Here is a 20890-nt window from a genome sequence, read left to right as displayed (position 1 = left end):
TGCCCATTATATCGGTAAACGATAAAAGACCGCATCGCCTTTTAGAGGCAATGCGGTCTTTTGGTCATTCTCCTGTCACCAGCGGGCAGGATGGGTCGCTCGCCCATTCGTTCATCGAACCGTCGTAGACAGCGACGTTTTTCTGTCCGAGTTTATTGAGCAGCAATGCGTTCCAGGTAGCGGCAATTCCACCGCCACAGTAAGTGATGACTTTCTTGTCCGGATCCAGTGCCCCAATCTTCTCAAAAGGTTCACGAAGCTCAGCATCGTCATGTATTTTCTTGGTTTGCTGATCGGCGTGGAGGCCGAAAAAGACATTGACGCTGCTTGGGATATGGCCTTTTCTTGGGTAAGTATCAGACTCCCCTCTGAAATCCTCCGGTGACAGGCTATTGATCAGGATGACATTGTCGTCATTCATTGCCTGACGTACGTCTTCTTTGGTGGCAAGCAGTTCCGGCCGGCGGTGCCCAGTGAAAGTGGCAGGCGAATAGTTGCCCGGAACAGCTGTCAACGGCCGGTTCTCCTCTTTCCACTTCGGCAAGCCACCGTCTAGAATCGCTACATTTTCATAGCCCTCATAATGCATCTGCCAAGCCAAGCGTGAAGCCCAGTAGGCAGCAACCACCGGGTTTTCCACTAAAGCGCCCTGGTCGTAGATCACTGTATAATGGCCGTCCCCTATACCCAGTTCCGTCATTTTTTTAATGAAATGATCTCGTGGTGGTGCCATAAACGGCAATGGCGACTCCGGGTCTGACAGTTCGTTCAACAGATCCGCATAGACAGCTCCGGGAATATGCCCCTCTTCATAAGAATCTTTTCCAGACTGAACGGAAGGCGGTCCGCCATCCGCTGGAATATCCATAAACGTCGTGGCATCAATAATCCGCAAATCCGAGTCTCCCAAACGTTGTTCCAACCAATTTGTACTGACGATTAAAGGTATTTTTTCCATCGTATACGCTCCTCACTTTTAAGCCTACAAATCCAATATGATTAACAAAGATGCGTTATACTAGTACAATAAGGTTTGAATTTCCTATCGTCAACTGAAAGACTCCAGTTCGAAAACGCTCCGAAATTCAGCTGAGAGAAAAAAGAAGCTGTAAATTCCATAACTTGAGAAAGGTTGTCTCCTACATGAAACCATATAATAATATCATCGAATTGATCGGCGATACGCCGGTTGTAAAACTGAACCGCATCCTTCCAGAAGGTGCAGCTGATGTCTTCGTCAAATTGGAAATGTTCAACCCATCCAAAAGTGTCAAAGATCGTGCTGCCTTCAACATGATCGAAGTAGCAGAAAAAGAAGGACTGATCCAAAAAGGCGCTACCATCATTGAACCGACAAGCGGCAATACAGGCATCGGCCTCGCAATGGTCGCTGCTGCAAAAGGCTACCGGTCTATCCTGGTATTGCCGGATAACGCCACGAAAGAACGCATCAATTTATTGAAGGCATTCGGCTCTGAAGTGGTGCTGACACCAAGCGATGCCAAGATGCCCGGTGCAATCAGCAAAGCGCTGGAGCTGCAGAAAGAAATTCCGAACAGCTTCATCCCTCAACAATTCGAAAATAAAGCGAATCCAGATATCCACCGCACCACCACTGCAATGGAAATTCTCGAGCAAATGGACGGCAAACTGGATGCATTCGTGGCGTCTGCCGGAACCGGGGGCACCATCACAGGCACTGGGGAAACCTTAAAAGAACATCTTCCGGAACTTTACGTTGCGGTCGTGGAGCCGAAAGGATCTCCTGTACTATCCGGCGGAAAACCCGGCAAGCATAAATTAGTCGGTACCAGCCCAGGATTCATTCCTGATATTCTCAATACTGAAGTATACGATGAAATTATGGCAATCAATGATGACGATGCAATCGACATCTTTAAAAGAGTTGCACGGGAAGAAGGAATTTTCGTCGGACCATCTGCCGGCGCCACCATCTACGCAGCAATCGAACTGGCTAAACGCCTGGGGACAGGCAAGAAAGTCTTATGCATCGCTCCTGATACGGGTGAACGGTATTTAAGCATGAACCTATTCGACGAATAGAAGTGTGAAATTTCTTCCTTATCATAAAGGCAGACCCTGAAATTTAAGGGTCTGCCTTTATTTTACTTTTGCTAGAACCATCTCCAGACACTTGGAATATAGCTTAGCCTATAGTAGAACAAAAATCCTTCACCATGCTGGCATATTGGTGCGCCGAGCAAAAAACTGTTTTTTCAGCATCTTCATCTTGACAATCCTTATCATTCTACTATACTTTAATAATATTATCCGATAGGAAAGGTAGGTTTTATTACCGGTGGCCAACTATGTTCATTGAAGCCAAGAAAATCAACAAAGTGTACTTCGATAAAAATGATAAGCCAAATACTGTATTAAAAGACATCGACCTATCAATCCAAAAAGGAGAATTTGTTTCCATCCTCGGACCTTCCGGTTGTGGGAAATCCACCTTGTTGTCGATGATTGCCGGACTTGTCAGTTCAACTTCAGGCGTCATCATCGTCGACGGCAAGAAAGTCGTAAAGCCTGGAAAAGATCGGGGCATGGTGTTTCAACAGGCCGCCCTGTTTCCGTGGATGAATGTCACGGAAAACGTCATGTTTCCTTTACGAAAAGAAATGTCCAAAAAAGATGGCCTGGAGCGCGCTCATCATTTCTTGAAAATGGTGCAGCTCAGCAATTATCCTTCCCATTATCCCCATGAATTATCCGGAGGCATGCAGCAGCGTGTATCGATTGCCCGGTCATTGGCGATGGATCCTGCCGTCTTGTTGATGGACGAACCGTTTGGGGCATTGGACGAACAGACGAGAAGCCGCCTTCACGGCCAGCTTGAGGAAATCTGGATCGATACCAAAAAGACCATCGTCTTTGTGACCCATAGCATTTCGGAATCCATCAAACTGTCTGACCGCATCATCGTCATGGGGACGCGGCCAGGAACCATCTTGACCGACATCACCGTCGATATTCCCCGTCCGCGTGAACAGCACCGGCAGGAAATCGCTGCATTGGAAGAGCAGATCATGGCTCTCTTGAAAACTGAAATCGATAAAGTCATAGACGAGGAGCAAGCATATGAAGCCGGCAGTTAAACGAATCATTTTTTTCGCCGCGCTCATCGTCTTCTGGGAACTGGGTTCCCGCTTTGAACTGTGGCACGAAACCATCCTTCCTTCCCCTGTCAGCGTCTACGATTCGCTGGTGGCCGGATTTGCCGATCTGACATTGGTCTATGACCTGATCGCGAGTTTCCGCAGGCTGCTGATTGGTTTGGTTGCAGCTGTCATCATCGGAACCGGCATCGGCATTCTGCTGGCACGTTCGAAAACGGCAGATGAAACCCTTGGAACCCTGGTGCTCGCCTTACAAAGTGTACCAAGCATCGTCTGGCTGCCCCTCGCAATGATGTGGTTCGGCCTTGGCGAAGGCTCCATCATTTTCGTCGTCATTTTGGGCGGTACATTCGTCATGATCCTGAATGTCCGGACCGGCATCAAGAACGTCGATCCCCTCTTCATCAAAGCTGCACGGACCATGGGGTCGAACGGCCTGGATCTGTTCATCAAAGTGATCATTCCGGCATCTGTTCCGTATTTCGTAACGGGTGCACGCCTGGCCTGGGCATTTGCCTGGCGGGCGTTGATGGCCGGAGAACTTCTCAGTTCCGGCCCCGGACTCGGGTATACGCTGCGCTATGCATCCGATTTCGGCAATATGTCACTGGTCATCGGCGTGATGATCATCATCGGCGTCGTCGGTGCAATCGTCGACCTGATGATTTTCCAGCGAATCGAAAAGAACGTCCTCAAGCGGTGGGGATTGGAGACATAAAAATTAAATGTTGCAGCAAAGCCATATCACGAATAACTATTTCAACACACAGGAGGAATTCATCTTATGAAACGTATTTTTTCACTTATTGCACCTGTCGCGATGGTCGGTATTTTGGCAGCTTGTGGTTCACCTGACGCAAGCGAAGATTCATCTTCTGTAACAATCGGCTATTTCCCGAACCTTGACCACGTGCCGGCCATGGTCGCAAAAGATCAGGAATTATATGAAAAGAACCTTGAAGACGGCACAGCCGTTGAATACGTGACTTTCGCGGATGGCGCGGATTTTATGACGGCATTGAAAACCGGTGATATCGATGCCGGCCTTGTCGGACCTGGTCCCGCAATGAACAACTACACAAATGGCGCAGATGTCACCATGGTTGCCGGCGGTGCTTCAGGTGGTACAGTCGTCATGGCGAGAAATGGCAGCGGCATTGAATCCATCGAGGATTTCGCAGGCAAGACGTTCATTACGCCGCGCGTCGGCTGCACACATGATGTTCAATTTGAAACCTTCATGAAAGAACACGGCATCACTTCAAACCGCATCGGCGGCGAGATGCTTCACCAAACAGGCAACCCTGCTCAATACGAAGCGATGTTCGCTACTGAAAAAGTGGACGTTGCCGTCGCCCCTGAACCTTGGGCATCTGTACTGAAGCAAAACACAGGCGCAAAAGTGATCATCGAACCGGATGAGATTTCATTCGGCACGACATTGCCGGCTTCTGTTCTGGTGACTTCAAGCAAGTTGATTGAAGAAAATCCGGAAACGGTTCAAGGCATTGTTGACGCACATAAAGAAGCGACTAAATTCATCGCTGAAAATCCAGACCAGGCAAAAGAAATCACCATCAACACCATCGATGACATCACTGGCCAGAAGCTGGAAGCCTCCATCATTGATGGGGCTTGGGAGAATATGATTTTTGATACCGCTCTTGCTCCTGAAGAAATCCAGGCATTCGGTGATTCATCGTTCGACTTGAAGTTCTTGAAAGAACAGCCGGATTTTGCGTTATTGACGGATACGCAATTTCTTGATCAATAATTCAACCGACAGCAGAAATTTTTTCTGCTGTTTTTTTATGTCCTTTTATTGGTCTGCTCTCTCTGAGCTTTTGAGCAAGGTTTTTCGATTGGAATTTGCTACACTGATTAATGGATTAGATTTACACTAAAAGGAGCGGTTCACATGCAGAAGTTAACAGGGAAAAATGCGTTGATTACAGGAGCTGGAAGAGGAATTGGCCGTGCTACAGCCATTGCTTTTGCAGCGGAAGGCATAAATGTAGGATTGGTCGGACGTACGGCTGAAAACTTGGAAAAAGTTGCAGCGGAGTTGGAACAGTACGGAGTCAAAACAGTATTTGCAGTGGCTGATGTAGCGGACCCGGAAGCGGTCAATGCAGCAGTCGAGCATGTACTAGCTGAACTTGGCACCATCGATATTCTGATCAACAATGCCGGTATCGGCAAATTCGGCAAGTTCCTCGAATTGTCGCCTGAAGAATTTAAAGGAATTATCGACACCAACCTGATGGGTGTATATTATGTGACCCGCGCTGTACTGCCGCAAATGATCGAGCGTCAAGCTGGTGATATCATCAACATTTCATCAACAGCCGGCCAAAAAGGTGCACCTGTCACAAGTGCTTACAGTGCTTCGAAGTTCGGCGTTATGGGATTGACGGAATCGTTGATGCTGGAAGTCAGAAAACACAATATCCGCGTCAGCGCCTTAACGCCAAGCACTGTCGCCACTGATTTGGCAGTTGAAGCAAACCTGACCGATGGCAATCCCGACAAAGTCGTACAGCCGGAAGACCTTGCTGAAATGATGGTTGCACAATTGAAGTTGCACCCTCGCGTTCTATTGAAATCGGCTGGTCTTTGGTCGACAAATCCATAAGCGTTGACTTCTAAAAAAAGCCTGATCGAAATGTATAGCGGTGCATAATCCCCAACCGGTCCGGCCACTTCGCTTTCCGTGGGCTCAGCTTCAGGCTCCTCGTCACTGGAAAACCCATGCTCCTGCATCGCTGCGCTAGCTTCGTCGCAAAGGCTTGACCTCACAAATTTCGGCCAATGCCTTTCCTGCGGGGTCTTCAGCTTTCGCTGTCCCACAGGAGTCTTCGTGGCCAGCCCGCTTGGAAGCGTATTGCTTCAATCAAAGAGAGAAGCTTGCTAGTCTGTTCTAGAAAGAATAGTCCTAACAAATCTAGAAAACCCTTCACTCAAAGATCCGGAGCACAAGGCGGCGACTCCTGCGGGAGCGACGAAGTGCCGAAATCCACTCGGGCGCTAGTCCGAGTTAGTTCGGCGCGAGCCCGCGGAAAGCGTCCGCCTGAAGCGCAGGATCCGGTATAAACATGATGAAGTGTGTGTTCATTCTTTAAATGACATCAATATTCTTTTGTCTACAAGCTAAAAGCTCAGTCCACTTTTGTGGACTGAGCTTTTTTTCAGTGCTTTATTCAAGGCTATTTATCCTTTATTTCTTTCAACAGTTCAATCACCTGTTTATTTTGTTCGATTAATTTGTCGTTTTGTTTGTGCAGTTTCACAAAATCGAAAAGAAAGACCAGCAAGATGGCTGTAACAAGAAACCCCATGGATAGACAAACCCCTTTTCAGTTTAGGTAAGAAACAGAATTAAAACGCTGTATTTCAGCTTATTCAAGCATCCATCTTTACCGTCTTTTTTGTAGACCAAAGTACGACCGGTATCAGGATCAGTGCAAGAAATCCGCCGCCCAAAGACATCACGGCGTAACTGGACTGTGCCATGACCAGTCCCGAAATCCCGCCGCCTGTGGCTCCTGCGAGCGCAACCAATACATCAACAGTGCCCTGCGTTTTGGCACGGGTAGATGGATGGGTCGAATCGACAAGGAGGGTGGTTCCGCTGATCAACCCGAAATTCCAGCCAAGCCCAAGGAGAGCCAGCGCGACAATCAGCACAAACAAGGAATCGTTCGGCGCCAGCGCAGCCACAATTCCAGCAGCCATGAATGTCACCCCGGCTGCTATCGACATGACAATACGTCCCAGCTTGTCGACAAGGACGCCTGTGACGATCGAAGGCAGATACATCGCCGCTATATGGATGCTGATGACCAGTCCCACATCTCCAAGATCATGCCCATAATGCCCCATATGAATTGGCGTCATCGTCATAATCGCAAACATGATCAATTGGGTCAGCACCATAACGGTTGCCCCGAGCACGACGCCTTTTTTATTGATGGAAGCCGCAGCCAGCGGTTCCATGTCTGGCGTGTTCACTTCAAGCCTTTGCTGATGCTCCGTTATCGCTTTTGAAACCAGCAATGGATCGGGACGCAGGAAAATCAGCAAGACCACTCCCGCCAAACTATACGCTGCTGCCGCTAAGATAAAAGGGCCCGCTAAAGCCGGAATGCCGATGGACTCAGCAAACCGGCCCATAACACCGATCAGGTTCGGCCCGGCAAACGCACCAAAGGTCGTTGAAACCAGCGCAATGCTGATGGCCGTTCCCCGTTGTTTTACAGTTGCCAGGTCTGTGCCTGCATAACGCGCCTGCAGATTGGTGGCGGTTCCTGCTCCGTAGATCAACAAGGACACAAACAACAGAAATACATTTTCGGATAAGGCCGCGGCCACTACTCCAATTGCACCAACTCCTCCGGCCAGAAAACCTGAAGCCAAACCGGTACGCCGGCTGAAGCGTTGGGACAGCCGGCCGATGAGGAGCGCTGCCGCTGCCGATCCCAGGGTAAACAAAGCAACCGGAGCACCGGCGAAGCGATCCGTGCCAAGCATGTCCTGTGCGAGAAGTGCGCCGACCGTTACTCCTGCAGCCAGCCCTGCTCCGCCGAAAATTTGTGACAGTACAACGATCCATAAGGTGCGGCGGTAAAGCCCCCTGACCTTTTCAGGTGATTCAATATAGCTTTGCAGCATCGCCTGCTGTTTGTCAGATTGCCTCATGACGTTTCCTCATTTCATGGTAACTACATTTTTCTTCTGAATAATTTTAAAATTGGCTCAAAGAATAAATCCATATTCTTTTTTCAGTATAACGGTTTTCCATATAGTCGCCATGAACTTTTTAAAAAAAGAGGCTAATGAACACTAAAAGCTGTTTTTCCATATCCGTATCTACCTTTATCCCGTTTTAACGGGCAGTAAGACTCCCGCTTCTATAAGCGAGAGATCAACTGACCGTAAAAGTCCGATTGGATCAACTAACAATCAGTGAGGGATGAAGAAAACCCCCACTGATTGAAATTTCTCTTTATAATGAAATCAGCAATGACCCGAATGGAGTGGCTGGAATAATGGCTGAAGCAAACAAAAAGAAACTGCAGCGCTCTGCCAGTTGGATGTGGTTAGCCGTGGCATTCGTCATTTTGATTGCCGTGAGTGGTTGGCTGTTGAAGAGCGAATCACAGGAAGCAAAAAGCCTAAAAGCTGATTTGCAGGCTATCATCACCCAACAACTTGGAGAGAAGAACAACCTGGACAAAAAACGCATTGACGGAATTTCGGTTTCCCGAGTTTCAGAGGGCTGGAATGTGGAACTTGCCTTAAATGCCGATAAAGGATTTACGATGGTTTCAACAAAACAGGCTATGTGGCAGCAAGCCATAGCTATACTGGCTCCCTTGTCAGACATCAGCAAATTGAACGATATCTCCATTTCGTGGATTTTTCCTGTGGAAGATTCCCAAAACGATGTAAACGATAAAAGCGTCATGTCTTTTCGGATGGACAAAGCAACGCGCGACCAATTGATTTGGGGCAATGTCGAACCTTCCATCCTCCCCGACATCGTTTTCGACTACACGGAACACCCTGTTCTGAACCAATGACCGCAACCATCCAAAAAGGTGAATCGATTATTTACCGATTCACCTTTTAAGATTACTGGCGTTTGATTTTCTTAAAGTAGCTCTCCATCACATTCCTTGTTTTCATTTTCATATAGTCATAGGCATTCGCCATGGATTCTTCCGGTGAAATTCCATCATCCGCTACAGCATGGACTTCTGCAAAATAAGGAGATAGCTGGTCTCTGTCTGTTTCGTCGATCATTCCCGAAATTAGGACGACCGGTTTCCCGTGGCGATTGGCCAATTCCGCAATGCCAATCGGCGTTTTTCCAGACAAGCTCTGGACATCGGTTTTTCCTTCTCCTGTCAACACCAGATCAGCATCAAGCAACTGCTCTTCAAAATTCATCACTTCAAGCACCACATCAATTCCCCGTCTGATCTCTCCTAAAAAGAATGCCTGGAAAGCCCCTCCTGCACCGCCGGCAGCACCTGCTCCTTTTTTATGGTGCAGCGCTGTACCGGTAAAGCGCTCAACAATATCCGCGAAATTCGTTAAGATTGCGTCGAGCGTCTGCACCATTTCAGGTGTCGCCCCTTTTTGCGGCCCAAAGACGGCTGATGCACCTAGAGGTCCGATCAAAGGATTTTCGACATCACTGGCAATCAAAAACCGGCTTTCCATGATGCGTTGATCAAATCCATGTGGGTCAATCTTCGATAAACCATTCAGCGCCACAGTTCCAGGGCCCAATTCCACGCCATTGGCATCTATAAACTTCATGCCCAATGCCTGAAGCATGCCGATTCCTGCATCATTGGTTGCACTGCCGCCAAGGCCGATGATGAACTTCCGGTAGCCGGCATCCAGTGCGCGAGCAATCAGTTCACCGGTACCATAGGTTGAAGCAAGCAACGGGTTTCGTTCCTCTCCGGCCAGTAGAGTCAGTCCAGATGCCTCTGCCAACTCCACCACGCAGGTTTCCTGGTCTCCGAGTACGCCATACTGCGCTGTAATTTTCCGTCCGAGTGGATCTTCCACTACTGTTCCAATCGTTTTTCCACCAGTTGAAGCGACCAGGGTAGCCAATGTGCCTTCTCCGCCATCAGCTGCCGGCAGTAAAACCACCTCTGCTTCTGGAGATGCCTCCTGAACCCCTTCAGCCATTGCCCTGGCTGCTTCTATCGCTGTCATGCTCCCTTTAAATGAATCAGGTGCTATCAAAATCTTCACTGGATCTGCCTCCTATGCAACGCGCTATATTGTAGATTATAGAACTAATCCCTCTAAAATTCACTCCACAGCAAAAAGCGGCTATCGCAAAAATCTGCGATAGCCGCCTTACCTCTTAACAGAAGCTGATAGCCATTCCGTCACAAGGCGAGGAATCCTGCAAGTAACTTTTCCATCTCGGAATGATGAATGGTCCGAAAGTCAATGCATACCCGTTCTTCCTGGATTCGCGTTACAATTGCCGGCTTTGCCTCCCTTAATTGGGCTGCTAATTGTTCAGCACTTAAAGTCCTGTGTGTAATCGCCGCAATATAGGTGGGGATTTCCACTCCCGGCATGGTGCCTCCTCCTATTTGGGAGGTGCTTTTCTGAAGCTCACCGACATAATTACGGGAATCCGAGCGCAAACTGCTTAAAAACGACTGTGCTTGAATCTTAATGTCTTCAGCTGGTCGGATGATATCGCGGACAGTGGGCAGTTCAATGATTTTCTCCGGGCCCGACAAATAGCTTTTCAAGGTTTCTTCCAGTGCTGCCAGCGTCATTTTATCCACCCGCAAAACACGCGCCAATTGATGTTTCTTCAATTGATCGATCAGTTCTTTCCTGCCGGCGATCAATCCAGCCTGCGGACCACCGAGCAGCTTATCGCCACTGAACGAAACAAGGTCCACACCGCTCTGGATCACTTCACGGACAAGCGGCTCCTCGCCAATGCCATGTTTTTTAAAATCATAAAGCGCGCCGCTCCCCAAATCTTCATAAAAGATGAGATTCGGGTGTTTCCCCGCCAGTTCAGCCAATTCGGATGTCTCCACTGTTTCCGTAAAGCCGATCATTTTGAAATTGCTGGTATGCACTTTCATGATCATGGCGGTTTCTTCGCCCACTGCATTTACGTAATCGAATAGATGCGTCTTATTGGTCGTCCCCACTTCAACGAGCTCTGCGCCGCTTTCTTCCATGATGGAGGACACTCGGAAAGAGCCGCCGATTTCAACCAATTGGCCGCGGGAAACGATGACTTCCTGTTTTTTGGCCAATGCGCTCAAAATCAGAAATACTGCCGCTGCATTATTATTGACCACCATTGCCGCTTCTGCACCTGTTGCTTCCAACAATAAATCTTCGATGATGGCGTGGCGCGACCCGCGGCTTCCTTCCATTAAACGATATTCAAGGTTGGAGTAATTCGCTGCTGTTTTTGCCACATGGGCGATTGCCGCATCGCTTAAGCGGGACCGTCCCAAGTTGGTATGCAAGACTGTCCCCGTTCCATTGATCACCCGTGACAATCGATCTTCCTGCCACTTGCTTACCCGGGTTTCCACTGACTTGAAAAGCTGGCCTGTAAAATCAGGGCCAAGCTCTTCACTCGCCCACTCTTCTGCCAGCAAGCTTTGCCGCAGCCTGCCGACTTCCTGCTGCAGAAAGTCCGTCAGCTGCGCGCCACTTAAGCTGAAATCTTTTTTCAGGTCTTCAAAGCGCGGGTCTTTCTGCAATTCATGGATTGCCGGCAACTGCCGCAAATACTGTTTCATAGCTTTTCCTCCATCCAGTAACGCTGATCTTCTGACCGTTTTGTAAAATTCAGTTCATCCAACAAGTCCAAAAACGGTATCATGTATTTCCTCGATAAATTAAGGATCTCTTTCGCCTGCTTCAAATCAAAAGAAGCTCCTGTATTCGTTCGCAGCTGGTTTAAAGCTTGTTCAAAAGCCGTACGGTGGATAAGTGTATCTTCCCTCAAGCGATAGGCCTGGCCGCTTTCAAGCAGATAGGCTGTCAGTTCTGCAATTTCCGGCTTCGGCAATGGACTGCCTGCAAAATACGCTTCCCATTTTTCCGCCTGGAAGCCATCCTTTTCCAGAGAGCCGATTACCTGCTCCATTCGTGCACGCCATTTTTTTGGAAGATGCGGTTCGAAAAGAGCCAGAGCTACAAACTGGCCGGATCGCTGCAGTTCATGTTGCTCCATCAATAAATTCAGACTGAACTCAAGCAAGGGTTTCGGATAAGCAGCCGCAACTGATTGGATCAGTTCAGCTTTGCCTATGCCTTTTCGCATCGGAAAGTCTCCATGAAACTGCCACAGCCTTGCCAATAACTCGTCTTTTATTTTAATGAACGTTTTGGTCAAGCTATAGCCTTGGCGCGGTATCTCCAGCCAGACACCAGAAGCCAAGCCTTCCGCCAAAGTTTCATTCAAGATGCCGTCATCCAGGGAAGTCTGCTGCATCAGCTGCTGCTGGTCGAGCAGAAGGGATTTGCTGAGGGCATCCGCCACTAAATCCTCTGGCGTCCCCTGTTGCTGATGGCGAAGCATAGTGATGGTCTCTTTGCCGAACTTGTACTTGCCGCCATTCGGCTGAATGACCCAGCCGCCTCCAATCGTCTCCATTGGACTTGGTCGCCGCAAAATAAACCGGTCCCCCCTGCGTACCACAATTTTTTCATCCAAGCGGATTTGGCATAACACTTCGTCCTGTGTGCTCGCCAGCTCATTGCGGTCAAAAAAGACAATTTTGCCCATCACTTCAGACGTACCGATATGAAGCCTGACAGCTGTCCGCTGTTTAAGAGGCGCAAACTTCCGGCCAATCACCTGCAAAGCAACATCAATGGTATCTGTTACGAGAAAATGCTCCGAATCCACCAGCACATCTCCTCGCTTCACGGCTGTCCGTTCGATGCCGCCGAGGTTGATGGCCGTCCGCTGTCCGGCTCTTGCCTTTTCGCATTCCTCATGATGCACTTGAATTTGCCTCGCTTTCACTGGAATCCCAGCCGGCAAAACCATCAGCTGAGCCGCTTTCCGGACGACACCTTCATAGACAGTCCCCCTAACGACCGTCCCTTGTCCCTGGACCGTAAAAACCTGGTCAATCGGCAAACGGAAGGAACCATAAGCGTCACGGAAATCAGTTGATTTCAATTCCGTTAAAATCAATTGCTTCAATTCATCGATCCCTGTACCCGAAAGACTATCAAGTGCAATAGAGGGCGCCTCATGAAACACGGTTCCCGCTAACCTTTCCTTAATATCATCCGTCACCAATTCAAGCATCACTTCATCGACCCGGTCCATTTTCGATATGGCTACGATGCAGCGTTCCACACCTAAAAACTGCAGGATCTCCAGATGCTCTTCAGTCTGCGGCATGATGCCTTCGTCCGCCGCCACCACCAGAACCACCAAATCGATTCCCGCAACACCTGCAATCATCTGGCGAATAAACCGTTCATGTCCCGGCACATCGACAATCGATACAAAGACGTCATCTTCCAGCTGCAACGGCGCATAGCCCAATTCAATGGAAATGCCTCGTTCCTTCTCTTCTTTCAATCGGTCCGTGTCGACATTCGTCAAAGCTTTCGTCAAACTGGTTTTGCCATGATCAATATGGCCGGCCATGCCGATTGTAAAATATCGTTCTTCCATCTTTTTCACACGCCTTCTCTAATCGCTTCTCCCTTTACTTTAGTCTTCAGCAAAGGCTGTTTCAAGCCTGAACTCCGCTCTTCACCGTTTTACCCGAGCGCTGTTCTTGCGCAGATCTTTTTTTCGGTATAAACTTGTACAGGTCGGCCGACAATATCCTGGGGTTGGATGGGTGACTGGTGTCCTCCTGGGTCTTCAAAACCCTGAGGGGCCTGCGTGCCAGGCTCGGTGGGTTCGATTCCCACACAATCCCGCCAATACATACTGAAATGCTGAGGCACCCGTGTAGATTCGACGGGCATAAGACGCGCTGGCGAAGCGGCATGTTTTCAGCCGCACAGCCAGAGTGGCTTATGCCCAAGAATCTGGGTGCCGAAGCTGGACATACAGAAAAGCTGAAGCGCCTGTCGAGCCCCGACAGGCTTAAGTCGAATCGGTTGTGTGGCGTTTCTTTGTCACACTGCCGGTTTGGCTTAAGACCCCGAGGGACTGGGCGCTGAAGCTAGACAACAGAAATGCTGAAGCGCCCGTACAGTAGAACCACAAAAAACAAGGTTAAAAAGATTGCCCTGCCGGCAATCTTTTTTTAATGAAACGAAAGACGACTTAAGTGACAAACTTACTTTGTTTTAGGATAATTCAATGGAGCGGAAGTGTTCAAACGCCAAATTGTCGGATCAAAGGATGAAGAAGATGAAAATTGTTTTAGCTTCACCGAATTACCCACAACTGCGCGGAAATACCATAACGGTTCAACGCATAGCAGACAACCTCAAAATGCTGGGTATGGAGACGGAAATCATTTCGACAACAGACGAGAACGCCATCCATACATTCCCTGCTGCTGATATCGTTCATGGATTCCATGCCTATAATTTCTATAAATTTCTGCAAAAGTTGGATCGCCAGCCGCCTCATTACATGGTGACCATCACAGGAACCGATTTGAACCAAGACCTATTTAATCCGGATAAACGGGAGGATGTTCTGGCTTCCTTAAACGGAGCAAAAGCCATCCATGTATTTGATGAGAAAGCCAGAGCACTCCTGGTAAAGGAAGTTTCCGGGATTGCCGGCAAAATCTTCATCATGCCCCAGGGAAATCAGGCTTCTCTTTCAGGAGTTTCACTTTTCAAGAAAGAACCCGATAGCTTTTTATTTTTCCTGCCTGCCGGTATCCGGAAAGTGAAGAATATACCCGCAGCAATTTCGATGCTCCATGACCTTCGCCAGCATTATCCGCAGCTTCGACTTTGGCTTGTCGGACCTGTGCTTGAAGAAAAGGAAGGCCAAGTTGTACTTGAACTTGTCGAACGCCACAAAGAGTGGATCCGTTACCTTGGACAAGTACCACATGAAGACATGGGTTCTGTTTATCGGGAGACGGATGTTGTATTGAATACCTCGCTGTCGGAAGGTCAGCCGGCCACCATTTTAGAGGCGATGGGCTATGCTCTTCCAGTGCTGGCTTCAGACATTCCCGGCAACAGCAGCATCATTTCCAATGGGGAAACAGGGTTTTTATACAAAACCCGAAACGAATTCCTTGATTATGCTGAAAAGCTCATGAATAATAACAAAATAAGGGAAAGTATTGGCCAAGCCGCTAAAGCTTATGTGAGACAGCATCATTCAAGCGAACGCGAAGCCGAGACTTTGCTGAAAGTTTATCAAGGGATTGTAAACTAAAAAAAATTACCCTGTATAATAGAATAGGAATTTGAAAAGGAGAGATTGACATGGTTGAAAAAGAAACAGTGAGATTAACTTCTTTATCTACAAAAGGCGGTTGAGGCTGCAAAATTGGTCCTGAGGACCTGGCGCAGGTTCTGCGTCACTTACCGAAAAATGTAGATGATCCAAACTTGCTGGTCGGTCTGGAAACAGCTGACGATGCAGGAGTTTATAAAATTAATGATGAAACCGCATTGGTCCAAACTTTGGATTTCTTTACTCCAATTGTAGACGATGCTTATATGTTCGGCCAAATTGGTGCGGCCAATGCTTTGAGTGATGTTTATGCCATGGGCGGCAAGCCTTTGACTGTCATGAACATCGTCGCGTTTCCGATCAACACCTTGGATAAAAGCATCTTAGCCGACATCCTGGCCGGTGCTTCCGATAAGGTCAAAGAATCTGGCGCCACCTTGGTGGGCGGCCATTCGATTGACGATCAGGAGCCTAAATTCGGACTTTCCGTCACAGGTACCATCCACCCCGACCGCATCCGCTCCAATGCAGGTGCAAAGCCGGGTGATCGCCTCATTTTGACCAAACCGATTGGTGTCGGTATTTTGACCACTGCCATCAAACAAGGGATTCTGGAAAAAGAAGACCTGGATGAAGTGATGAATGTCATGGCCACCTTGAACAAAACTGCGGCAGAAGTGATGGAAAAATACACCGTCAATGCCTGCACAGATGTTACTGGATTTGGGCTGCTCGGCCACACGATGGAAATCGCCAAAGGCGGCAAAGTCGGCGTTACAGTGTATAACCAAGATGTCCCTGTCCTTTCACGTGCCAAAGAGCTTGCGGAACAAAACGTCATTCCTGGCGGCACACGCAAAAACCGCCAATGGCTTGCAGATGACATCGATTATGCAGAGAACATCAGCGAAATCGATCAATTGATCTTATGCGATGCAGTCACTTCCGGCGGTCTGCTGATTTCAGTACCGGAAGCCGAAGCTGACGCCTTGCAGGGCGAATTGCTGAAAAACAACGTCCAATCCGCCATCATCGGGAATGTGACAAGTGAAAATGCTGGTCGGATTCACGTAAAATAAGAACTGCTGATTAAAGAAGAAAAGCTTAAAAGTAGCAATAGTTAAGCTTTGGACAAGGACTCTATGGGGGTCCTTGTTTTATTACGCTCAGCTACATACCAAAACATGAAGAGGTGCTTGTATTGAAAAAATGGATTTTAACGATTTCTGTACTTTTGCTGGCATTATTCCTGTCAGCATGTGGAGACGATTCAACTGATACTGAAAGTTCAACAGGGTCCAGCAACGAAGAGCCCTTTACAATCGGCGTAATTCCTGCCCAGACAGAGGGCGAAATGCAAACGGCCATGGATAAACTGCAAACCATCCTGAGCGAAGAATTGGACCGCGAAGTCGAAATTGAAGTTTACCCAGACTATAATGGTGTCGTAGAATCAATGAATTACGACCAGATCGATATGGCTTACCTTGGGCCTTTAACGTACGTCATTGCAGAAGCAAACAGCAATGCCAAGGCAATCATCACTCAGTTGGTGGACGGCGAGCCATTCTACAATGCGTATGTCATCACCCACACCGACAATCCTGCTACTTCACTAGATGAATTATTGGAGAATCCGGGTGAAGTCCAGTTCGCTTTCGGTGACCCGAATTCCACTTCCGGTTCATTGATTCCTTCAATTGAATTGCAGGACCGCGGAGTATACGAGTCTGAACAGGAAAATCAATTTGAGACTGTTCGCTTTACCGGTTCGCATGATGCAACTGCGCTTGCTGTTCAAAACAAGCAAGTCGATGCGGGTGCCATTGACAGCGCTATTTACAATCAGCTGCTGGAATCAGGCAAAATTGATGGAGAACAACTAAAGATCATCTGGAAATCAGAGCCTTTGTTCCAGTATCCATGGGCCGTTCTTGAAAGCACAGATGACGAAACTGTCGCAAAACTTCGCGAAGCATTTTTAGCAATAGAAGATCCTGAAATCCTTGATGCATTTGGCGCTACCGGTTTTACTGAAGCTACTAATGCCGATTACGAAAGCATCAAACAAGCCGCTATAAAGCAAGGTATCATTGAAGAATAGAGTTGATCAGCTTGTGGTTTAAAAAAAGTAATTTCATCACAGTAATAATCGTCCTTGTGCTGGTTTATTTCAGTATGCGGATTACGGAATTCGACTTGTCCAAGTTCAGGGATTTCCGCAACATGATCGATTTTCTGTCTCAATGGTGGCCGATGGACTTTTCCAAGCTTCCAGGTATGGTGGAAGATACACTCGAGACTTTAGCAATGGCTTTTCTTGGCAGTGTTTTTGGTTTATTGATCGCATTGCCGATCAGTTTCATTGCGGCGCGCAATACGGCGCCATCCAAGTCCCTCTTCCATTTCACCCGTGTGGCACTCAGTTTTGTGCGTTCGATCCCTGAAATCGTATTTGGTCTGATTCTATTGACGACCCTGGGACTTGGACCTTTTCCAGCAGTTATCGCCATCATGTTCCATAATGTTGGTGTCTTTGGAAAACTGGTCTCTGAATTGATTGAAGCTGCCGACCCTGGCCCTCAGGAAGCTATGCGGGCAGTGGGCGCGAAGAAATGGCTGGCTAATCTGTTCAGCATTCTTCCGCAAATCTGGCCGAACGTCCTGTCCCAATTTTTCTATCGTTTTGAAGTCGCCATCCGTACATCGCTTATCCTGGGCTTTATAGGCGGCGGTGGAATCGGCCAACGCCTGTTCAATGACTTTAAAACTTTCCAATACTCTTCCGTTTCGCTGGACGTCCTGATTATTATGATCATGGTGATCGCCATCGACTTTTTAGCCAGCACCATTCGAAATCGCGTCATTTAAAGGAGTGGCTATATGATACAAGTGAAAGACCTGTCTGTACATTATCCGGATACAAAAGTAGAAGCACTGACTGATATCAGCCTCTCACTTGAAAAAGGCGATTTCGTCTGTGTACTGGGTAAAAGCGGTGCAGGAAAATCGACGTTCATCCGCTGTCTCAATGGATTGCAAAAACCGACCGGCGGAAAAATTTACTTTGACGGTGAGGATATCTCTATCCATACTGAAGAAAACCTGCGAAAAGTACGTCGTGAAACCGGGATGATCTTCCAGCATTTCAGCCTGATTCCGCGTTTGAGCGTCATGCAGAATGTGCTGACCGGCATGTTCGGCTACCGTTCTTCTTTTAAAAATTTGATCGGTTGGTTCACTGCAGACGAGTTGGCCTTGGCTAAGCGTGTCATTGCAGATGTCGGCCTTACGGAAATGGCTTACCGGAAAGTGGAACAGCTGAGCGGCGGCCAAAAACAGCGTGTCGGCATTGCCCGTGCGCTTGCCCAACAGCCCAAAGTCCTGCTTGGGGATGAACCGGTCGCCAGCCTCGATCCCGGCACTTCCAACCATATCTTTACTTTACTGACGGAAATGCATGAACGTTTGGACTTGCTGACAATCATCAATGTTCACGATATTGAGTTGGCAAAGCGCTATGCTACCCGCATTCTGGCCTTGAAAGACGGAAAACTTATTTTTGATGGTCCACCTGAAAAATTCTCCGATGCGGAATACCGTCAAACCTATACAGCTGATCCGCAACCCGCTTTTTTCGATCCTGGCATTTAACAGCGAAGCGAAAGGAGATGTTCTGCATGATTAAAAGTCCATGAGCAGTTGATCAATCCAGGGTCGTGTACGACTCTACTCATCCGCAAATCATTACATCCAATCGATTGCACAGCAACAAATCCGTCGTTCTCAGTTTTGATGACGGCCCAAGCAAAGTACTGCCGCAAATTCTGGATATCCTGAAACAGGAAAATGTGCAAGCCATGTTCTTTTGGCAATCGCGTCTGCTCTACCCCGCTAGACCGTGGCAGCGCGTGCTCGATGAAGGCCATATCATCGGAACACATTCCATGAAACATCGAAACCTGGTGCAACTTTCCTACGAAGAGCAGTATCAGGATATCCGCAACAGCGTTCAGCGTATTGAAAAGACAACCGGCACACCGGTTGTCCATTTCCGTCCTCCTTATGGGCGTTTCAACAGCCACACTTTAAAGGCAGCACAGGCGCTGGGCTTAACGACTGTCATGTGGCGCATTGCTTCAATGGACTGGGAACTGAAAGACGATCCCGGCCAAATCATTCGGTATGCTACAGAAAACCTGGAGGACGGGGCCATCATTCTGCTTCATGAATTAGAGCAGACCGTTGCCGTACTGCCTCAATTGATTAAAACCATCAAAGAACAAGGCTACAGCTTTTCGCTGTTGCCTTCTGAAAACAAATAAAAAATCAGCACCGGTAAAAAACTGGTGCTGATTTTTTTAGGAACAATGCTTGTAGGTAATCAACTTCTTTTCGTCTTCTATTTATTTACTGATCCAACCGACTTTATAACTTAAACGACTTAAGCCAATCGCTACATACTTTCTGCTCACCAATACGCTTCGGAAATTGTACGTATTCAAACGATTACGTTAGTTCAGCTTGATAGACAGCCCTCTTTCCCTCTAAAGTAAATACATCTATCTCACTCACGCTGTTCCTTCTTTTCGAGTATTCGCACTCCACTCTCTCCACCTACCAGGACGATATCCGTCATGTTGATGAATAAGCCCGTTTCAACCACTCCTAAAATCAGTTTTAACTTTTGATGAAGTGCAGTTGGATCAACTATTTCATTGAATTGGCAGTCCACAATATAATTGCCGTTATCAGTGATAAAGATTTCATCGTTTTCTCTTCTGAGCTTCGGCTGACAGTACAAGCCGGCTATTTTTTCTGCAGTATTTTCCCAACCAAATGGAACGATTTCAACTGGCAATGGAAATGCTCCAAGTTGATTAACCAATTTGCTGTCATCCACAACGATGATCAATTGTTCAGCTGCATCATTCACCAATTTTTCCCGAAGCAATGACCCTCCTCCTCCCTTAGTTAAATGAAAGGAAGGATCCACCTCATCTGCTCCATCAATAGCCAAATTCAGGCGACGAGCTTTTGAAAGCGTAGTTAAGGGAATGCCGAATTCTTTCGCCCATTCTTCAGTTCTTAAAGAGGACGACACCCCTTTGACAGTCATCCCTTCCTTTACACGTTCCCCCAGTTTCTTCAACATCCAATAAACGGTGGAGCCAGATCCTAATCCCAATACCATGCCGTCTTTAATGTATTCAACCGCTTTTTCTCCGACTTCTTTTTTCTTTTCATCTATCATGTCTGCCATGATTTCCACTCCTCTTTTGAATTTGCTATTGATCCGCTTTAGACTGATTTGTATGGAAAGAACCTTCTTAATCAGTTTTTCTGTAAGTATCAGCACCAAAGTAATCTCTTTGTATCTGCCATAGAACTGCTGGTATATTAGCTGATCGATAATTATCGAAATACGGATCCAATAGCAGATTCTTCAGCTGGAGATTTCGTTCGTAATTGGCCTAAATTGAAAAAAAGGAGAGACTGCTCTCTCCTTTTTTATACTTAGTTCTGCTGGTCAAGAATATCTTGACGCACAGGAGTAAAAACATCCAAGATGACACATTCCTCAATCACGTTTACTTGATGTTTTACATTAGACGGAATATATTGGGTATCCCCTTTGTGCAGGATTTTTTTCTTACCGCCTACTCCAAACTCTACAATACCTTTTTCGATATAACTGATCTGCTCTTGCGGGTGCTGATCCACGTCTCCTCTAAAACCTTCTGCCAGGTGCACTCTTACAAGCATAAGTGAACCAGTGCTCGATAATACTTCTCTTGAAACCATAAAATCGTCCTTTCTT

The 20890-nt window shown here is 47.6% G+C and carries 20 protein-coding genes, 1 tRNA gene and 1 pseudogene; 13 read left to right on the top strand and 9 right to left on the bottom strand.

Going from position 1 to position 20890, the window contains the following annotated elements; genetic code table 11:
* Nucleotides 1-64: 64 nt before the first annotated feature.
* Nucleotides 65-958 carry a sulfurtransferase gene (locus K8U60_RS06125; protein WP_223635821.1) on the bottom strand — a complete coding sequence of 298 codons (894 nt, stop codon included), beginning with the start codon at nt 956-958 and terminating at the stop codon, nt 65-67.
* 185 nt (nt 959-1143) lie between these two features.
* Between K8U60_RS06125 and cysK the strand changes: the two genes are divergently transcribed.
* From cysK to K8U60_RS06100, 5 genes are all read left to right on the top strand, one after another.
* Nucleotides 1144-2064 carry a cysteine synthase A gene (gene cysK / locus K8U60_RS06120; protein ID WP_223635818.1) on the top strand — a complete coding sequence of 307 codons (921 nt, stop codon included), beginning with the start codon at nt 1144-1146 and terminating at the stop codon, nt 2062-2064.
* Nucleotides 2065-2330: 266 nt separating this feature from the next.
* Nucleotides 2331-3119: an ABC transporter ATP-binding protein gene (locus K8U60_RS06115; RefSeq protein WP_223635815.1), complete on the top strand. Its 789-nt coding sequence runs from the start codon at nt 2331-2333 to the stop codon at nt 3117-3119.
* A complete protein-coding gene (locus K8U60_RS06110; protein WP_223635812.1) occupies nt 3103-3858 on the top strand; it encodes an ABC transporter permease in 756 nt (251 codons plus the stop codon). Before K8U60_RS06115 ends, K8U60_RS06110 begins: the two co-directional genes overlap by 17 nt.
* Nucleotides 3859-3924: 66 nt before the next feature.
* A complete protein-coding gene (locus K8U60_RS06105) occupies nt 3925-4914 on the top strand; it encodes an ABC transporter substrate-binding protein (protein ID WP_223635809.1) in 990 nt (329 codons plus the stop codon).
* A 144-nt stretch (nt 4915-5058) separates the two neighbouring features.
* On the top strand, nt 5059-5775 hold the full coding sequence (locus tag K8U60_RS06100; RefSeq protein WP_223635806.1) for a 3-ketoacyl-ACP reductase: 717 nt from the start codon (nt 5059-5061) through the stop codon (nt 5773-5775).
* 571 nt (nt 5776-6346) lie between these two features.
* Here the strand turns inward: K8U60_RS06100 and K8U60_RS19035 are convergent.
* Together K8U60_RS19035 and K8U60_RS06095 are read right to left on the bottom strand one after the other, a co-directional pair.
* A complete protein-coding gene (locus K8U60_RS19035) occupies nt 6347-6478 on the bottom strand; it encodes a hypothetical protein (RefSeq protein ID WP_263298578.1) in 132 nt (43 codons plus the stop codon).
* 64 nt (nt 6479-6542) lie between these two features.
* Nucleotides 6543-7838, bottom strand: a complete 1296-nt coding sequence (locus tag K8U60_RS06095) for an MFS transporter (protein WP_223635803.1) — start codon at nt 7836-7838, stop codon at nt 6543-6545.
* Nucleotides 7839-8188: 350 nt separating this feature from the next.
* Between K8U60_RS06095 and K8U60_RS06090 the strand changes: the two genes are divergently transcribed.
* Nucleotides 8189-8722 (top strand): hypothetical protein, encoded by a 534-nt coding sequence (locus K8U60_RS06090; protein ID WP_223635799.1) that lies wholly within the window; start codon nt 8189-8191, stop codon nt 8720-8722.
* A 52-nt stretch (nt 8723-8774) separates the two neighbouring features.
* Here K8U60_RS06090 and K8U60_RS06085 read toward each other — a convergent pair whose 3' ends face one another.
* The 3 genes from K8U60_RS06085 to selB form a co-directional block, all read right to left on the bottom strand.
* Complete coding sequence (locus K8U60_RS06085) at nt 8775-9917, bottom strand: glycerate kinase (RefSeq protein ID WP_223635796.1); 1143 nt, start codon at nt 9915-9917, stop codon at nt 8775-8777.
* 140 nt (nt 9918-10057) lie between these two features.
* A complete protein-coding gene (selA, locus tag K8U60_RS06080) occupies nt 10058-11458 on the bottom strand; it encodes an L-seryl-tRNA(Sec) selenium transferase (protein WP_223635793.1) in 1401 nt (466 codons plus the stop codon).
* The gene (selB, locus tag K8U60_RS06075) at nt 11455-13359 is read right to left on the bottom strand and encodes a selenocysteine-specific translation elongation factor (protein WP_223635791.1); all 1905 of its coding nucleotides are present in this window, start codon (nt 13357-13359) and stop codon (nt 11455-11457) included. Before selB ends, selA begins: the two co-directional genes overlap by 4 nt.
* 160 nt (nt 13360-13519) lie before the next feature.
* Between selB and K8U60_RS06070 the strand changes: the two genes are divergently transcribed.
* The 7 genes from K8U60_RS06070 to K8U60_RS06040 all read left to right on the top strand — a co-directional run bounded on the left by K8U60_RS06070 (nt 13520) and on the right by K8U60_RS06040 (nt 19394).
* Nucleotides 13520-13616, top strand: a tRNA-Sec gene (locus tag K8U60_RS06070).
* A gap of 436 nt (nt 13617-14052) precedes the next feature.
* Nucleotides 14053-15048 carry a glycosyltransferase gene (locus K8U60_RS06065; RefSeq protein ID WP_223635788.1) on the top strand — a complete coding sequence of 332 codons (996 nt, stop codon included), beginning with the start codon at nt 14053-14055 and terminating at the stop codon, nt 15046-15048.
* A gap of 50 nt (nt 15049-15098) precedes the next feature.
* The gene (gene selD / locus K8U60_RS06060) at nt 15099-16148 is read left to right on the top strand and encodes a selenide, water dikinase SelD (protein WP_223635786.1); all 1050 of its coding nucleotides are present in this window, start codon (nt 15099-15101) and stop codon (nt 16146-16148) included.
* Between the two features lie 122 nt (nt 16149-16270).
* On the top strand, nt 16271-17173 hold the full coding sequence (gene phnD / locus K8U60_RS06055) for a phosphate/phosphite/phosphonate ABC transporter substrate-binding protein (protein WP_223635784.1): 903 nt from the start codon (nt 16271-16273) through the stop codon (nt 17171-17173).
* Between the two features lie 11 nt (nt 17174-17184).
* Nucleotides 17185-17940, top strand: a complete 756-nt coding sequence (phnE, locus tag K8U60_RS06050) for a phosphonate ABC transporter, permease protein PhnE (protein WP_223635783.1) — start codon at nt 17185-17187, stop codon at nt 17938-17940.
* A gap of 12 nt (nt 17941-17952) precedes the next feature.
* The gene (phnC, locus tag K8U60_RS06045; RefSeq protein WP_223635781.1) at nt 17953-18723 is read left to right on the top strand and encodes a phosphonate ABC transporter ATP-binding protein; all 771 of its coding nucleotides are present in this window, start codon (nt 17953-17955) and stop codon (nt 18721-18723) included.
* A 65-nt stretch (nt 18724-18788) separates the two neighbouring features.
* The gene (locus tag K8U60_RS06040) at nt 18789-19394 is read left to right on the top strand and encodes a polysaccharide deacetylase family protein (protein WP_223635779.1); all 606 of its coding nucleotides are present in this window, start codon (nt 18789-18791) and stop codon (nt 19392-19394) included.
* A gap of 242 nt (nt 19395-19636) precedes the next feature.
* On the opposite strand, the gene rpiA is transcribed toward K8U60_RS06040, so the two are convergent.
* The 3 genes and pseudogenes from rpiA to K8U60_RS06025 all read right to left on the bottom strand — a co-directional run bounded on the left by rpiA (nt 19637) and on the right by K8U60_RS06025 (nt 20874).
* The gene (gene rpiA / locus K8U60_RS06035) at nt 19637-20332 is read right to left on the bottom strand and encodes a ribose-5-phosphate isomerase RpiA (protein WP_223635777.1); all 696 of its coding nucleotides are present in this window, start codon (nt 20330-20332) and stop codon (nt 19637-19639) included.
* A 67-nt stretch (nt 20333-20399) separates the two neighbouring features.
* Nucleotides 20400-20537: pseudogene (locus tag K8U60_RS06030) on the bottom strand (hypothetical protein); the annotation flags it as partial.
* 49 nt (nt 20538-20586) lie between these two features.
* Nucleotides 20587-20874: a cupin domain-containing protein gene (locus K8U60_RS06025; protein ID WP_223635775.1), complete on the bottom strand. Its 288-nt coding sequence runs from the start codon at nt 20872-20874 to the stop codon at nt 20587-20589.
* Nucleotides 20875-20890 lie beyond the last annotated feature (16 nt).

Origin of the sequence: Planococcus circulans (genome assembly GCF_020023385.1) — a bacterium.
Lineage (GTDB): Bacteria > Bacillota > Bacilli > Bacillales_A > Planococcaceae > Planococcus.
The sequence above is the reverse complement of the archived record's forward strand: the minus strand, read 5'-3'. Positions and strand labels throughout refer to the sequence as shown.

Excerpts from the sequence above, each read along its gene's own strand:
- K8U60_RS06025 (WP_223635775.1), bottom strand. The coding sequence starts at position 20,874 with ATGGTTTCAAGAGAAGTATTATCGAGCACTGGTTCACTTATGCTTGTA.
- K8U60_RS06110 (WP_223635812.1), top strand. The coding sequence starts at position 3,103 with ATGAAGCCGGCAGTTAAACGAATCATTTTTTTCGCCGCGCTCATCGTC.
- cysK (WP_223635818.1), top strand. The coding sequence starts at position 1,144 with ATGAAACCATATAATAATATCATCGAATTGATCGGCGATACGCCGGTT.
- phnC (WP_223635781.1), top strand. The coding sequence starts at position 17,953 with ATGATACAAGTGAAAGACCTGTCTGTACATTATCCGGATACAAAAGTA.
- K8U60_RS06105 (WP_223635809.1), top strand. The coding sequence starts at position 3,925 with ATGAAACGTATTTTTTCACTTATTGCACCTGTCGCGATGGTCGGTATT.
- K8U60_RS06065 (WP_223635788.1), top strand. The coding sequence starts at position 14,053 with ATGAAAATTGTTTTAGCTTCACCGAATTACCCACAACTGCGCGGAAAT.
- K8U60_RS06095 (WP_223635803.1), bottom strand. The coding sequence starts at position 7,838 with ATGAGGCAATCTGACAAACAGCAGGCGATGCTGCAAAGCTATATTGAA.
- K8U60_RS19035 (WP_263298578.1), bottom strand. The coding sequence starts at position 6,478 with ATGGGGTTTCTTGTTACAGCCATCTTGCTGGTCTTTCTTTTCGATTTT.
- rpiA (WP_223635777.1), bottom strand. The coding sequence starts at position 20,332 with ATGGCAGACATGATAGATGAAAAGAAAAAAGAAGTCGGAGAAAAAGCG.
- selB (WP_223635791.1), bottom strand. The coding sequence starts at position 13,359 with ATGGAAGAACGATATTTTACAATCGGCATGGCCGGCCATATTGATCAT.
- K8U60_RS06090 (WP_223635799.1), top strand. The coding sequence starts at position 8,189 with ATGGCTGAAGCAAACAAAAAGAAACTGCAGCGCTCTGCCAGTTGGATG.
- selA (WP_223635793.1), bottom strand. The coding sequence starts at position 11,458 with ATGAAACAGTATTTGCGGCAGTTGCCGGCAATCCATGAATTGCAGAAA.
- K8U60_RS06125 (WP_223635821.1), bottom strand. The coding sequence starts at position 958 with ATGGAAAAAATACCTTTAATCGTCAGTACAAATTGGTTGGAACAACGT.
- K8U60_RS06100 (WP_223635806.1), top strand. The coding sequence starts at position 5,059 with ATGCAGAAGTTAACAGGGAAAAATGCGTTGATTACAGGAGCTGGAAGA.
- K8U60_RS06115 (WP_223635815.1), top strand. The coding sequence starts at position 2,331 with ATGTTCATTGAAGCCAAGAAAATCAACAAAGTGTACTTCGATAAAAAT.